Below are 13152 nucleotides of genomic sequence, written 5' to 3' on the forward strand. Positions count from 1 at the left end.
CTGCCCTTTCTGAGATAACCCCATCCCCTGTGGTGAGGGGATTTAGCGAAACGTCGCACCGCCCCGATGGGTTGCGAAGCAGCCCCAAAACCATCCGACACGGTGTGTCAGGCAAGTCCGGCGGGCTGATTCTGGGCCTGCTGCGCAGGCCATCGGGGATGAATCCCCTCGCCACAAGGCTCCACTGGCCCCAAAGCCTCTTTGCAGGTTGAGAAAATCGAGTAAATGACGTTTTTTGCGTGTTATCTGCCGCTTTGCCACCTTGCTCTGCGCGCTTGCGTCTACGATGCTTGGATAACAACGACAACACCTGAGTAACCGCCATGAAGACCGTCGCCCAACTGCTCAAGCTCAAAGATCAGAAAAATCAGGAAGTACACCAGATCAAGCCTGATCACATGGTGCTCGAAGCGCTGATGAAGATGGCCGAGAAAAACGTCGGCGCCTTGCTGGTGGTGGAAAACGACGAAGTGGTCGGCATCATCAGCGAACGCGATTACGCGCGCAAACTGGTGCTGCATGGCCGCTCATCGGTGGGCACGCCGGTTCGCGACATCATGGTGGCGAACGTGATCACCGTCGACACTCACCAGACTGTCGACACCTGCCTGGGCATCATGTCCGACAAACGTCTGCGCCACTTGCCGGTGGTGGAGAACGGCAAGCTGATCGGCTTGCTGTCAATTGGTGACCTGGTCAAGGAAGCGATTGCCGAACAGGCTGAGCTGATCAAGCAGTTGGAGCAGTACATTCGCGGGGAGTGACCCTCGTCCGCCTCATGATCGTTCTCACGCTCCGCGTGGGCATGCCTCCGGTGACGCTCTGCGTCACGCTTTGGGACGCAGAGCGTGGGAACGATCCTCTTGAGTCAGGCTGGCCAATGCCGGGCGAAGACTGGCGCCAGCACCGGGTGCCGGTCGATCCGCTGTAACCACGCATAAAACCCCGGCCGAGTCTGACGCAAATGCTCGCGGCTCCCGGCCCAGCGCGTCACCACCGCCGCCAGCACATCCAGCGCCCCCGGCGTTTCGTCATCCAGATACAACTCCGCTGAAAACTGATCAGCAAACACCTCCCAACTCCAATGCAAACGTTCTCGAGCGCCGGCAATCAGGTTTTGCCGCGACGCTTCGTCGGGCATCACCAGCCAGCGCTCGGGGTAATCGATGACGCCGATCGCCGAGTAACAATTGCTGACGATGTAGACCAGACCACGAATCGCCTGATCGCGATCCTCCGCCTTGACCGGCAATAAACCGGACTTGGGAAAGGTCAGGCCCAGATGAATCAGAATCGCCGCGCTTTCGGTGATGGCGCTGCCATCGGGCAGTTGCAGAGTCGGAATCTGCTTCAGTGGATTGAGCTGCGCCAACGCCTCGGCGGCTTCGGTACTGGCTTCGACATCAATGAAGCGATAAGCGATCTGACACAACTCCAACGCCGCTTCGATGGCGGCTGCGCCTGAATTTCTGTGCCCATACAGTTGATACATAAATCCCCCCTTCTACTGGCTACCCATCCCCTGTGGCGAGGGAGCTTGTCGGAACGCCGCCCGTCCCGCTTGGCTGCGCAGCAGTCATAAAATCAGAGACTGCGGTGTATCAGTTGTAGTGCATTTACCGGGTTTGGGCCTGCTTCGCAGCCCGGCGGGACGGGCGGCATTCCGACAAGCTCCCTCGCCACAAGAGCGAATTTGTCAGCAGTTGTATCGGTATTGGCACGTTTTCCCATGCACTCGCGACTTGCGAATTCAAACCTCGCAAGACAGCGCTGGCGGTGCCCATCCCGCACCAAGTGCATCAAGAACGCGTGGGAGCTGGTTTGCCAGTTACCACAAGTAACGAGGTGATTGAAAAATATTTGTCGGGTACTGCATCCAAATGCCTCCGCAACGGGTAGTCCCTGTAACAGCCCTCCTCGGCTGCCAGCGGTCTACCCTTTTCGGAGAAACACTGATGAACATCACCCAGCTGATTGGCCTCACCGGTTTGCTCGCCCTCTCCTCGACAACCTTCGCCCAAAGCAGTTACCCCGACGCGATCAAAGTCCCGGATGGCCACAAGATCGCGATGGAAACCACCGGAGTCGGCGAGATCACCTATGAGTGCCGCGACAAGCCCAATATGGCCGGGCAGACCGAGTGGACCTTTGTCGGTCCGAAAGCGGTGCTCAATGACCGCAGCGGTAAACAGGTGGGCACCTACTTCGGCCCGCCCGCCACTTGGCAGGCCAAGGACGGTTCGAAAATCACCGGTACGCAGTTGGCCGTGGCGCCGTCGAGCCCGGGTAACCTGCCTTATCAACTGGTCAAGGCCAACCCGGCCGAAGGTAAGGGCGCGATGAGTGGCGTGAGTTACGTCCAGCGCGTTGCGCTCAAGGGCGGCGTGGCGCCGGGGAGCGAATGCACGGCGGCGAACAAGGGCAAGCAGGAAGTGGTGAAGTACCAGGCCGATTACATTTTCTGGGCGGCGAACTGAAGTCACAGGCCCAACACAAAACCTGTGGGAGCGGGCTTGCCCGCGATAGCGGTAGATCAGTGAAGTAGAAGTTGGCTGACACGACGCCATCGCGGGCAAGCCCGCTCCCACAGGGGTTCTGTGTGCTGAAGTTAAATGTGAGCTAGATTGCACGACATGTCTTTGCCTGAATCGGTGTTCGATTATGAAGCCCGTCTCGCTGCCTGTGCTCGCGGCGAGCGGACCGCCCTGCGCGATTTGTATGTGCAGGAAGGCCCACGCCTGCTCGGCGTGGCCAGGCGACTGGTGCGCGACACCGCGCTGGCGGAGGACATCGTGCATGAGGCATTCATCAAGATCTGGAACGGTGCCGCCGGGTTTGACCCGGCGCGCGGTTCGGCACGGGGCTGGATGTTCAGCGTGACCCGGCATCTGGCGCTCAATCTGCTGCGTGATCAGGGTCGGGAAACGCCGTTCAGCGAAGACCATGAAGTGCCGACACACGACGATGATGCCTTCGATGCGCACTCACACTCGGCGCGCATCCATCGCTGTCTCGAACAGCTCGATGCGCAACGTCGACGCTGCATCCTCCACGCCTATGTCGACGGCTACAGCCACGCGCAAATATCGGCGCGCCTCGACACACCGCTGGGCACCGTCAAAGCCTGGATCAAGCGCAGCCTTAACGCGTTGCGGGAGTGCATGGGATGACCACCGAATCGGCTCAGGAACGCGATGAACTGGCCGGCGAATACGTGCTCGGCACGCTCTCTGCCGAACAGCGGCGCGAAGTGCAGAAACGTCTGGCGCATGAGCCGCCACTGCGTGCGGCAGTGGATGCCTGGGAGCGACGGCTGCTGGAGTTGACGGACTATGCCGAATCGCAGCAACCGTCGGCGCAGTTATGGCCACGGATTGAACGCAGTGTCGAGCGCTCGACGCACAAAGCGCCCTCAACTTCCTGGTGGAATCTGCTGCCATTGTGGCGCGGGCTGAGCGCTGCCGGGCTGACCGCGACCTTGATTCTGGGCGCGATCCTGCTGACCCAGACCACACCGAAACCGAGTTATCTGGTGGTTTTGGTCGCGCCGCAGGACAAGGCGCCGGGCTGGGTGATCCAGGCCAGCAATGCACACGAGATTCAGTTGATTCCACTGGGTGTGGTCGAGGTGCCGGCGGACAAGGCACTGGAGTTCTGGACCAAGGCTGACGGCTGGCAAGGGCCGGTGTCACTGGGTCTGGTCAAGCCGGGGCAAGCGCTGTCGGTACCGCTGGACAAGTTGCCGCCACTGCAACCCAACCAGCTATTCGAGCTGACGCTGGAGGGCGCCAACGGCTCGCCAATCGGCAAGCCGACCGGGCCGATTCAGGCGATCGGGCGCGCGGTGAAGGTGTTGTAAGGCTCTGGCGCGGGGGTTCTGGCAATCATCATTGGCGTCGATGTTCACCATTACATCAATGAAGTTCTCATAAAAAATCCCCGGCGTAACATCCGCTCCATACCAACCAACAACACCCCGGAGCACACCATCATGAAACGCCAGACTCTTCTCAGCATCGCTTTCTCGGTTTTCGCAGTAAACGCTTTCGCCGCCACGCCAGCTCACACGATGATCGCCGCTGATGGCTCGGATCGTCTGTATCAAAACGCTGTTGCGGCTGATGGTTCCGATCGTCTGCAAGGCAACACCGTCGCCGCTGATGGTTCCGATCGTCTGCAAGGCAACACCGTTGCCGCCGATGGCTCCGATCGTCTGCAAGGCAACACCGTTGCCGCCGATGGCTCCGATCGTCTGCAAGGCAACACCGTTGCCGCCGATGGCTCCGATCGCCTGCAAGGCAACACCGTCGCCGCTGATGGTTCCGATCGTCTGCAAGGCAACACCGTCGCCGCCGATGGCTCCGATCGCCTGCAAGGCAACACCGTCGCCGCTGATGGTTCCGATCGTCTGCAAGGCAACACAGTTGCCGAAGGTGGTTCGGATCGTCTGAACGAACGTCGCGCTGTTTGAATGAATGGCGTTACCGCAACAACCCAGAGAAACCCGGCTCCCGTCAGCCGGGTTTTTTACGTCTGCGTGAATCAGCCGCCCTTGGCCATGCAGCGCTTGTAACGTTCATCCACGCGCTTGGCGAACCAGGCAGTGGTCAATTTTCGGGTGATTTTCGGGCTCTGCAGCACGATCCCCGGCAACACCGCACGCGGCAGTGGTTTACCTTCTGCCTTCTCCGCCAGCTCGAACACGCGTTGATAGAGTCTGGTCTCTTCGAACTCCAGGGTTTTGCCCTTCTCCAATTGATCGCGAATGGTCGGGTTGCGCATGCCCAGCGATTTGCCGAGGGTGCGTACCGCCAGTTCCGTGCCGCCGGGCATGATCGAGTCGTAGCGGATCAAGTCGCCGTCCAGCGCCAGCGAGATGCCCGAAGCGCGGCTCACCGCATTCTGGAATGCCGCATTGCGACTGGCGTACCACCCGGCATTGAAGTCGGCGAAGCGGTACAGCGGCTCGCGATAGCTAACCGGATAACCGAGCAGATGCGCGATGCCGAAATACATGCCACCGCGCCGGCTGAACACCTCGCGGCGGATGGTGCCGTCCACCGGGTACGGATAATCCTTGGCGTGCTGTTCGGCAAATTCGATGCTGACCTGCATCGGCCCGCCGGTGTGCACCGGGTTGAAGCCGCCGAACAACGTGCGGCCCATCGGCACCCGGCCGATAAAGTCATCGAAAATGGCACTCAACTCTTTTTCGCTGCGCGCCGCGCTCAGGCGTTCGCTGTAGGTTTTGCCGTTGGTCGAACGCACTTGCAGGGCGCCGCTGACCAGCAGGCTGGGGATGTGCACTTTGGCGGCGCGGCGGTCGATTTCGTCACGGGCAATTTTGCCGAGGCCGGGCACTGTCGGGTCGGCTTGAAAGGTGGATTCCTGTTCGGCCACGGCGAGCACCGAACAGAGATTCTGTGTGGTCGGGCTGATGTTCTGCGCGGCGAACGCGGCATAGATATCCGTGGCCCAGCCCTGGCGGTCGGCGGTTTTGGCGGGCATCAGCCGCACGATCTCGGCCTTCACTTCGGCGGGGGCACGGGGTGCAGGCTCGCTGCTGCGCTGACCGGCACAACCGGCCAGCACCAGCAGCGCGGCGAGGGTGATCAGTAATCGAGAGTTGTGCATGAAGCTTCATCCAGTCCGTTGAGGCGGGTTCACCATACGATCAATGGGGTTCCACAAACCAGACTTACACAGACCTTGTGGCGAGGGGATTTATCTGTGGCGAGGGGATTTATCCCCGATGGACTGCGCAGCAGTCCCCTTGGAAATCAAAAACGGGGGCCGCTTCGCGCCCCATCGGGGATAAATCCCCTCGCCACAAGGAAGCAAATCAAGCCGTGGATTAGAGGTTTCAGCCGTAATGACAAACTGATTGCAAAACGTTACTGAGAAAAACTATCATTTGTGTCTGGAGTCGCATTTGCGCAAGGAGTTCCCGCGCCGCCCTTACTTTTCTCACTGGCCGTGCGCCTCCAGGTACAAAAATGCCCGCTCCAGCTCGACTTGCCGTGCCCTTTCGCCCGACGCTTCTCGCCCTGCTGTGCTCCCTGACCATCACCGCCCACGCTGCTGAAAAAGACAACAAAGCGCTGGTGCTGGACGACGTCAACGTCAACGCTCAAGCCCCGATACCCAACGCCCTGCCCCCGGTCTACTCCGGTGGTCAGGTCGCACGCGGCGGCCAACTTGGCGTGCTGGGCAATCAGGACATGATGGACGTGCCGTTCAGCGCGGCCTCCTACACCGAGCAACTGATCCAGGATCAGCAAGCCGAAGACGTCGCCGATGTGCTGCTCAACGATTCCTCGGTGCGCCAGGCTTCCGGTTTCTCCAACCAGGCACAGGTCTTCATGATTCGTGGCCTGCCGCTCAATGGCGACGATATTTCCTATAACGGCCTCTACGGCGTACTGCCTCGGCAGATCATCTCCACCGCCGCCCTGGAGCGCGTGGAAGTGTTCAAAGGCCCGAACGCCTTTATCAACGGCGTGACCCCGACCGGTTCCGGCATCGGCGGCGGCGTCAACCTGCAGCCAAAACGCGCCGGCGACGTGCCGCTGCGCCGCTATACCACCGACATCAACAGTGAAGGTCGCGTCGGGCATCATTTCGATATCGGCCAGCGTTTCGGTGAAGACAACCGCTTCGGCGCGCGGATCAACCTGTCGCAACGTGAAGGCGATACCGGCATCGATCACGAAAACCAACGCTCGAAACTTTTCGCCATCGGCCTCGACTATCGCGGCGATGCGCTGCGGATTTCCGGCGACTTCGCCTATCAGAAAGAACGCGTCAACGGTGGTCGCAACTCGGTCAACCTCGGCACCGCCACGCATATTCCGGACGCACCATCGGCCGACACCAACTACGCGCCGAAGTGGGGCTACACCGATATCGAAGACACCTTCGGCATGCTTCGCGCCGAATATGACCTCAACGACAACTGGACCGCTTACGCGGCCGGTGGCGCCAAACACACCCGTGAAGTCGGGCGCTACAACTCGACCACGCTGGTCGGCAACAGCGGCGCATCGTTCACCACTGGTTCGTTCATCCCTCACGATGAAGACAACACCAGTGTGATGGCCGGTCTCAATGGCAAGTTCAACACCGGCCCTGTCAGCCACAAGCTGAACTTCGGCCTGACCGGCATCTGGGCCGAGCAGCGCAGCGCCTATGACTTCGACCTGACCAAGTACGCCAACAACATCTACCACCCGGTGGAAACCCCGGCGCCGGTCGGCAACTTTTCCGGCGGCGACCTCAATGACCCGGGCATCGTCGGCAAGACCTTCAACCGCAGCCTGGCGATTTCCGACACCCTCGGCTTCTTCGATGATCGTCTGCTGATAACCGCCGGCCTGCGTCGTCAGCAAATGGTGGTGCAAGGCTACAACTACGCCAGTTGGGGCAGCGGCGACCGTAAATCGAGCTACGACGAGTCGATCACCACACCGGTCTACGGCGTGGTGTTCAAGCCGTGGGAGCACGTGTCGTTCTATGCCAACCACATTGAAGGTCTGGCCCAGGGCCCGACTTCGCCGACCAGCAGCGGCGGCTTTCGTGTGACCAATGGCAACGAAGTCTACGCACCGGCACGTTCCAAGCAGACCGAAGCCGGGGTGAAAGTCGACATGGGCACCTACGGCGCGAGCCTGGGGGTGTATCGCATCGAGCAACCGAGTGACGGTTACTGTGAAATCAACAGCGCCACCACTTGCACCTACGTGCGTGAAGGCGAGCAGGTCAACAAAGGCGTGGAACTGAACGTGTTCGGCGAGCCGATCAATGGTCTGCGCCTGATCAGCGGCCTGACGTTGATGGACACCGAACTGAAAAACACCCTCAATGGCGCCAACGACGGCAACCGTGCAATTGGCGTACCGACCTTCCAGTTCAACGCTGGTGCCGACTGGGACGTACCGGGCCTGCAAGGTGTAGCGCTGAATGCGCGGATGCTGCGTACCGGCGGCCAATACGCTGACGCCGCGAACAACCTCAGCCTGCCAACCTGGAACCGCTTTGACGCCGGCGCGCGTTATGCCTTCAAGGTGTCGGAGAAAGACGTGACGCTGCGTCTGGGCGTCGAGAATCTGGCGAACAAGAAGTACTGGGAATCGGCTCAGGGCGGCTACCTGACTCAGGGTGAGCCGCGAGTGGCGAAGTTGTCGGGGACGATCGACTTCTAAACCGCTGTCGAACACACACCTGTGGCCAGGGAGCTTGCTCCCGCTGGGTCGCGAAGCGGCCCCCGCTTCTTTGACAGAAGCGGACTGCTGCGCCGTCCGGCGGGGGCAAGCGCCCTCGCCACAGAATCTCTGCCAGGAATCAAAAAGGCCCCGCCGCCGCAACGCTGCGGGGCCTTTTTCCGTCTGGCTGATCAACTGGCCACCCTCTCCTTCTGATCCATACTTGCTGCACAGCAAACGGAGAACAGGCCCATGAACCGCAGCGACGTCCTGATCATTGGCGCCGGCCCGACCGGCCTGGTGCTCGCCCTGTGGCTGAGCAAACTGGGCGTGCAGGTGCGCATCATCGACAAAACCTCCGCCCCCGGCACCACCTCCCGGGCGCTGGCGGTGCAGGCGCGCACGCTGGAGCTGTACCGGCAACTGGATCTGGCCGACACCATCGTGCGCAGCGGCCATCGCGTTGCGGCAGCCAATTTCTGGGTCAACGGTAAACCGGTCGCGCAACTGCCGCTCAATCGCATCGGCGAGGGCCTGACACCTTATGCGTTCATCGAAATCTTCCCGCAGGACGAGCACGAACGGCTGCTGATCGATCGGCTCGAAGACTATGGCGTGAGCGTCGAACGCAACACGACGCTGGAGAGTTTCGAGGAAACCGGCGACGGTCTCACCGTGCATTTACGCCTGCCCGATGGCGAACAGGAAATCTGCCAGGCCTGCTATCTGGCCGGTTGTGACGGCGCGCGATCGGTGGTGCGCAAAACCCTCGACACCGGTTTCCCCGGTGGCACCTATCAACAGATTTTCTACGTGGCAGATGTGCAGGCCAGCGGGCCGGCGATGAATGGCGAGTTGCATCTGGATCTGGACGAAGCGGACTTTCTCGCGGTGTTCCCGCTGGCCGGAGCAGGCCGCGCACGGCTGATCGGCACCGTACGCGACGAACGTGCGGAACGCGCCGAAACACTGGAGTTTTCCGACGTCAGCAGCCGCGCCATCGAGCACCTGAAAGTGCATATAGAAGAGGTCAACTGGTTCTCCACCTATCGCGTGCATCACCGAGTGGCGGAGCATTTTCGCAGTGGTCGCGCGTTCCTGCTCGGCGACGCGGCCCACGTGCACAGCCCGGCGGGCGGTCAGGGCATGAATACCGGCATCGGCGATGCGATCAATCTGGCGTGGAAACTCGCCGCGGTCATCAGCGGTGGCGCCGAGACCCGACTGCTCGACAGCTACGAAACCGAACGCATCGCCTTCGCCCGGCGGTTGGTCTCCACCACCGACAAAGTCTTCAGTTTCGTCACCGCTGAGGGGCGCATGGCTGATCTGCTGCGCATGCGTGTGGCACCGTTTCTGATCCCGAAAATGGCCTCATTCGAAGCGAGTCGCGAATTCCTCTTCCGCACGGTGTCGCAAGTCACCCTCAACTATCGCGGCATGTCGCTCAGCCAAGGCGTGGCCGGACACGTCCACGGTGGTGATCGCCTGCCGTGGGCGCATGACGGTGAAGGGGATAACTACGAGCCACTGCGTCAGCCTTGCTGGCAAGTGCATGTGTACGGTGACACCAGCGACGAGATGATCCAATGGTGCAACGAACATCACCTGCCGCTGCATGTGTTCGACTGGCGACCGGCGTTTGAGACGGCAGGATTGGGGCGCAACGGCTTCTACCTGCTGCGCCCGGATACCTATGTGGCGATTGCCGATAACAGCGCGGATCCGAAGGTAATCGAGCGCTACTTCCGTGATCAAGGCATCCGGCCGTTCTTCAATTGCGCGTAACCAAAGAACAACATAGAAACCTGTGGGAGCTGGCTTGCCAGCGATAGCGGTGGCTCAGTCAACATTGATTTTGAATGTGCTGGCCTCATCGCTGGCAAGCCAGCTCCCACAGGGTTACACGATGTGGCTTAGATCCCGGCCAGGGCCAGATCCATCGCAAAGTAAGTGAAGATCAGATCCGCACCCGCCCGCTTGATCGCGCCCAGGCTTTCACGCACCACACGATCCTCATCAATCGCCCCCGCCTGTGCGCCGAACTTGATCATCGCGTACTCACCGCTGACCTGGTACGCCGCCAGCGGCAGGTTCGAGGCCTCGCGAATATCGCGGATGATGTCGAGGTAGGCGCCGGCCGGTTTGACCATCAGCGCATCGGCGCCTTCCTGTTCGTCCAGCAGCGATTCGCGCAGGGCTTCACGGCGGTTCATCGGGTTCATCTGATAGCTTTTGCGGTCGCCCTTCAACGCGCTGCCACCGGCCTCGCGGAACGGGCCGTAGAGCGCCGAAGCGAACTTGGTCGAATAGGCCATGATCGGAATCTGGGTAAAACCGGCCGCATCGAGTGCCTGACGAATCGCCCGTACCTGACCGTCCATTGCCGCCGACGGCGCAATCACGTCAGCGCCGGCACGAGCCGCTGCCACAGCCTGTTTGCCGAGATTGATCAGAGTCTGGTCGTTGTCGACTTCATGGTTGTGCATCACGCCGCAATGGCCATGATCGGTGTACTCGCAGAAGCAGGTGTCGGACATCACGATCATTTCCGGCACGGCATCCTTGGCGATCCGCGACATGCGCGAAACCAGGCCGTTTTCACGCCAAGTGTCGCTGCCGTTGCTGTCCAGATGATGGGACACGCCGAAGGTCATTACCGACTTGATGCCGGCGCGAGCATAACGCTCGATCTCACTGGCCAGTTTGCGCTCGGGAATGCGCATCACGCCGGGCATGCTCTTGATCGGCACGAAGTCATCGATCTCTTCTTCGACGAAAATCGGCAGCACCAGATCGTTCAGGCTGAACTCGGTTTCCTGGAACAGACTGCGCAGGCTCGCATTGCGGCGCAGACGGCGGGGACGTGCTTCGGGGAACTGACTGGACATGGGGCTTTCCTGAAAACGCAAGATGAGACGAAAGTCGTAGGGGGCGAAGCTTATGCCTTGCGAGGGTTGGCGTACAAACCTGGATCAATCAAGAGTGCATTACTGAGCGCGCAACAATCCTCCAGACCACCATAAAACCCTGTGGGAACTGGCTTGCCAGCGATGGCGGTGGGTCAGTCAACATGGATGTCGACTTGCCGGCCTCATCGCTGGCAAGCCAGCTCCCACAGAGTCATGTGTCATTCAAGCAGGAATGGTCAGGCCTCGGGTGACCGCCGGCCGCGCCAGGAAGCGCTCGAGCACACGAGTCACATTGGGGAAGTTGCTGATGCCCACCAGATCGCCCGCTTCATAAAAACCAATCAAATTGCGCACCCACGGAAACGTCGCGATGTCGGCAATGGTGTAACGCTCGCCCATGATCCAGTCGCGGCCTTCCAGACGTGTGTCGAGCACCTTCAGCAGACGTTTGCTTTCGTCGACGTAGCGGTCACGCGGGCGCTTGTCCTCGTAGTCCTTACCAGCGAATTTGTTGAAGAAACCGAGCTGGCCGAACATCGGGCCGATACCGCCCATCTGGAACATCAGCCACTGAATGGTTTCGTAACGCAGCGCCCCCTCCTGGGCCAGCAACTGGCCGCTTTTGTCCGCCAGATAAATCAGGATGGCGCCGGACTCGAACAGCGGCAGCGGCTGATCTTCAGGGCCATGAGGGTCGAGGATCGCCGGGATCTTGTTGTTCGGGTTCAGCGACAGGAACTCCGGGGACAACTGGTCATTGGTGTCGAAACCGACACGGTGCGGCTCGTACGGCAGGCCGATCTCTTCAAGCATGATCGAGACCTTGACGCCGTTGGGGGTCGGCAGGGAATAGAGCTGAATCCAGTCAGGGTACTGCGCCGGCCATTTCTGGGTGATCGGGAACGCGGACAGATCGGTCATGGGAAGCATCCAGTCACAAATTAAAGGCTGATCATAATGTAGGGGCTGCCGAAGGCTGCGATCTTTTGATTTTGACCTTTGAAGCAAGATCAAAAGGTCGCAGCCTGCGGCAGCGTCTACAGGAACCGTAACATTCAGTGATTAATCTCCTCCGCAAGCCGATCCAGGTTGCCGTTAGAGTGCCGCGCACGCTTGCGGATCGAACCAAAAGGGCCTCAGGGGACTCTGAGCTATGCCCTTGTTGCAGAGGAAGCGCTTCACGACATGGAAACCACCCGGTGCTGGGAGCCCGTGGTGCAAAGGTTTGTCAGCCTTAATCGAACACGCTGAAGACTTTTTTATTTCATGACGAACCTTATGCGTTTCGCCAAACGTTTCAAACATCGCGCGTATGTGGCCCTGCCCTCCCTGTTGGCGGTCAGCGCGCTGTTCCTGTCGCTGGAATCCAGCGAAAGCCGTGCCCAAACCGTGGACGGCACCCAGACTTTGGTGTTCCTGCGTCACGCGGAAAAACCCGAAGGCGGTCTCGGCCAGCTCAATTGCCAAGGCCTGAACCGGGCCATCGACCTGTCGACGCTGCTGCCGGAAAAATTCGGCAAGGCCGATTATGTGTTCGCCGCCAACCCGACACGCAATGTCGAGGAAGGCGAGCTGGACAATTCCTACAGTTACATTCGCCCGCTGATGACCATCAGCCCGGCCGCAATCAAGCTCGGCCTGCCGGTGAACATCGAGTTCTCGGCCAACGACACCAGCGATCTGGCGCGCGAACTGCTTGAAGACAAGTACCACAACTCGACGATCTACACTGCCTGGTCTCACGGCTACCTGCCGGAACTGATCAACAAGGTTGCAGGTAACGCGGTCGGCAAGAAACAGAACATCACCGATGACTGGGCGGGCAACGACTTCGATTCGCTGTATGTGCTGACCCTGACGTGGCACAACGGCAAGGCCAGCCTGCAGAGCCACAGCTACAAGCAGGGGCTGGATAATGGCAAGGCGACCTGCCCGACCTGAGTTTTTTTCTGTCAGTCAGGGCCTCATCGCTGGCAAGCCAGTTCCCACAGCGTTTTGTGGTGACCGCCACTATGGGCATCACTCAAGACCTGTGGGAG

At 60.3% G+C, this 13152-nt stretch carries 12 protein-coding genes; 8 read left to right on the top strand and 4 right to left on the bottom strand.

From position 1 onward, the window contains the following. The first annotated feature begins 323 nt into the window (after positions 1-323). Positions 324-764, top strand: coding sequence for a CBS domain-containing protein (locus tag ACIONG_RS08360; protein WP_103306656.1), 441 nt, complete (start codon positions 324-326; stop codon positions 762-764). A gap of 104 nt (positions 765-868) precedes the next feature. On the opposite strand, the gene ACIONG_RS08365 is transcribed toward ACIONG_RS08360, so the two are convergent. Further along, positions 869-1492, bottom strand: a complete 624-nt coding sequence (locus tag ACIONG_RS08365; RefSeq protein ID WP_212809646.1) for a glutathione S-transferase — start codon at positions 1490-1492, stop codon at positions 869-871. A 463-nt stretch (positions 1493-1955) separates the two neighbouring features. Between ACIONG_RS08365 and ACIONG_RS08370 the strand changes: the two genes are divergently transcribed. The 4 genes from ACIONG_RS08370 (at position 1956) to ACIONG_RS08385 (ending at position 4471) form a co-directional block, all read left to right on the top strand. Next, a complete protein-coding gene (locus ACIONG_RS08370; protein WP_401298124.1) occupies positions 1956-2477 on the top strand; it encodes a DUF3455 domain-containing protein in 522 nt (173 codons plus the stop codon). 156 nt (positions 2478-2633) lie between these two features. Then, the gene (locus tag ACIONG_RS08375) at positions 2634-3170 is read left to right on the top strand and encodes a sigma-70 family RNA polymerase sigma factor (protein WP_401298127.1); all 537 of its coding nucleotides are present in this window, start codon (positions 2634-2636) and stop codon (positions 3168-3170) included. After that, positions 3167-3859 carry an anti-sigma factor domain-containing protein gene (locus ACIONG_RS08380; RefSeq protein WP_401298130.1) on the top strand — a complete coding sequence of 231 codons (693 nt, stop codon included), beginning with the start codon at positions 3167-3169 and terminating at the stop codon, positions 3857-3859. The genes ACIONG_RS08375 and ACIONG_RS08380 overlap by 4 nt, the downstream gene beginning before the upstream one ends. 132 nt (positions 3860-3991) lie before the next feature. Further along, positions 3992-4471 carry a hypothetical protein gene (locus tag ACIONG_RS08385; RefSeq protein ID WP_401298133.1) on the top strand — a complete coding sequence of 160 codons (480 nt, stop codon included), beginning with the start codon at positions 3992-3994 and terminating at the stop codon, positions 4469-4471. A 71-nt stretch (positions 4472-4542) separates the two neighbouring features. Here ACIONG_RS08385 and ACIONG_RS08390 read toward each other — a convergent pair whose 3' ends face one another. Then, a complete protein-coding gene (locus tag ACIONG_RS08390; RefSeq protein WP_401298136.1) occupies positions 4543-5634 on the bottom strand; it encodes a DUF1615 domain-containing protein in 1092 nt (363 codons plus the stop codon). Between the two features lie 362 nt (positions 5635-5996). Here ACIONG_RS08390 and ACIONG_RS08395 point away from each other — a divergent pair, with 362 nt between their 5' ends. Together ACIONG_RS08395 and ACIONG_RS08400 are read left to right on the top strand one after the other, a co-directional pair. Next, positions 5997-8201, top strand: coding sequence for a TonB-dependent receptor (locus ACIONG_RS08395; RefSeq protein WP_401298139.1), 2205 nt, complete (start codon positions 5997-5999; stop codon positions 8199-8201). 252 nt (positions 8202-8453) lie between these two features. Continuing rightward, a complete protein-coding gene (locus tag ACIONG_RS08400; RefSeq protein WP_401298142.1) occupies positions 8454-9989 on the top strand; it encodes an FAD-dependent oxidoreductase in 1536 nt (511 codons plus the stop codon). Positions 9990-10117: 128 nt separating this feature from the next. Here ACIONG_RS08400 and hemB read toward each other — a convergent pair whose 3' ends face one another. Together hemB and ACIONG_RS08410 are read right to left on the bottom strand one after the other, a co-directional pair. Beyond that, positions 10118-11092, bottom strand: a complete 975-nt coding sequence (gene hemB, locus ACIONG_RS08405) for a porphobilinogen synthase (RefSeq protein WP_123529451.1) — start codon at positions 11090-11092, stop codon at positions 10118-10120. Positions 11093-11335: 243 nt separating this feature from the next. After that, positions 11336-12034, bottom strand: a complete 699-nt coding sequence (locus ACIONG_RS08410; RefSeq protein ID WP_315448999.1) for a glutathione binding-like protein — start codon at positions 12032-12034, stop codon at positions 11336-11338. Positions 12035-12379: 345 nt separating this feature from the next. Between ACIONG_RS08410 and ACIONG_RS08415 the strand changes: the two genes are divergently transcribed. Then, the gene (locus ACIONG_RS08415) at positions 12380-13054 is read left to right on the top strand and encodes a histidine phosphatase family protein (protein ID WP_103306668.1); all 675 of its coding nucleotides are present in this window, start codon (positions 12380-12382) and stop codon (positions 13052-13054) included. Positions 13055-13152: the final 98 nt, after the last annotated feature.

The organism is Pseudomonas sp. NPDC087817 (assembly GCF_044742875.1).
In the GTDB taxonomy this organism is placed as follows: domain Bacteria; phylum Pseudomonadota; class Gammaproteobacteria; order Pseudomonadales; family Pseudomonadaceae; genus Aquipseudomonas.

Coding starts and splice junctions, on each gene's coding strand:
- ACIONG_RS08400 (WP_401298142.1), top strand. CDS start 8,454: ATGAACCGCAGCGACGTCCTGATCATTGGCGCCGGCCCGACCGGCCTG.
- ACIONG_RS08395 (WP_401298139.1), top strand. CDS start 5,997: ATGCCCGCTCCAGCTCGACTTGCCGTGCCCTTTCGCCCGACGCTTCTC.
- ACIONG_RS08365 (WP_212809646.1), bottom strand. CDS start 1,492: ATGTATCAACTGTATGGGCACAGAAATTCAGGCGCAGCCGCCATCGAA.
- ACIONG_RS08410 (WP_315448999.1), bottom strand. CDS start 12,034: ATGACCGATCTGTCCGCGTTCCCGATCACCCAGAAATGGCCGGCGCAG.
- ACIONG_RS08370 (WP_401298124.1), top strand. CDS start 1,956: ATGAACATCACCCAGCTGATTGGCCTCACCGGTTTGCTCGCCCTCTCC.
- ACIONG_RS08385 (WP_401298133.1), top strand. CDS start 3,992: ATGAAACGCCAGACTCTTCTCAGCATCGCTTTCTCGGTTTTCGCAGTA.
- ACIONG_RS08380 (WP_401298130.1), top strand. CDS start 3,167: ATGACCACCGAATCGGCTCAGGAACGCGATGAACTGGCCGGCGAATAC.
- ACIONG_RS08375 (WP_401298127.1), top strand. CDS start 2,634: ATGTCTTTGCCTGAATCGGTGTTCGATTATGAAGCCCGTCTCGCTGCC.
- ACIONG_RS08390 (WP_401298136.1), bottom strand. CDS start 5,634: ATGCACAACTCTCGATTACTGATCACCCTCGCCGCGCTGCTGGTGCTG.
- ACIONG_RS08415 (WP_103306668.1), top strand. CDS start 12,380: ATGACGAACCTTATGCGTTTCGCCAAACGTTTCAAACATCGCGCGTAT.
- hemB (WP_123529451.1), bottom strand. CDS start 11,092: ATGTCCAGTCAGTTCCCCGAAGCACGTCCCCGCCGTCTGCGCCGCAAT.
- ACIONG_RS08360 (WP_103306656.1), top strand. CDS start 324: ATGAAGACCGTCGCCCAACTGCTCAAGCTCAAAGATCAGAAAAATCAG.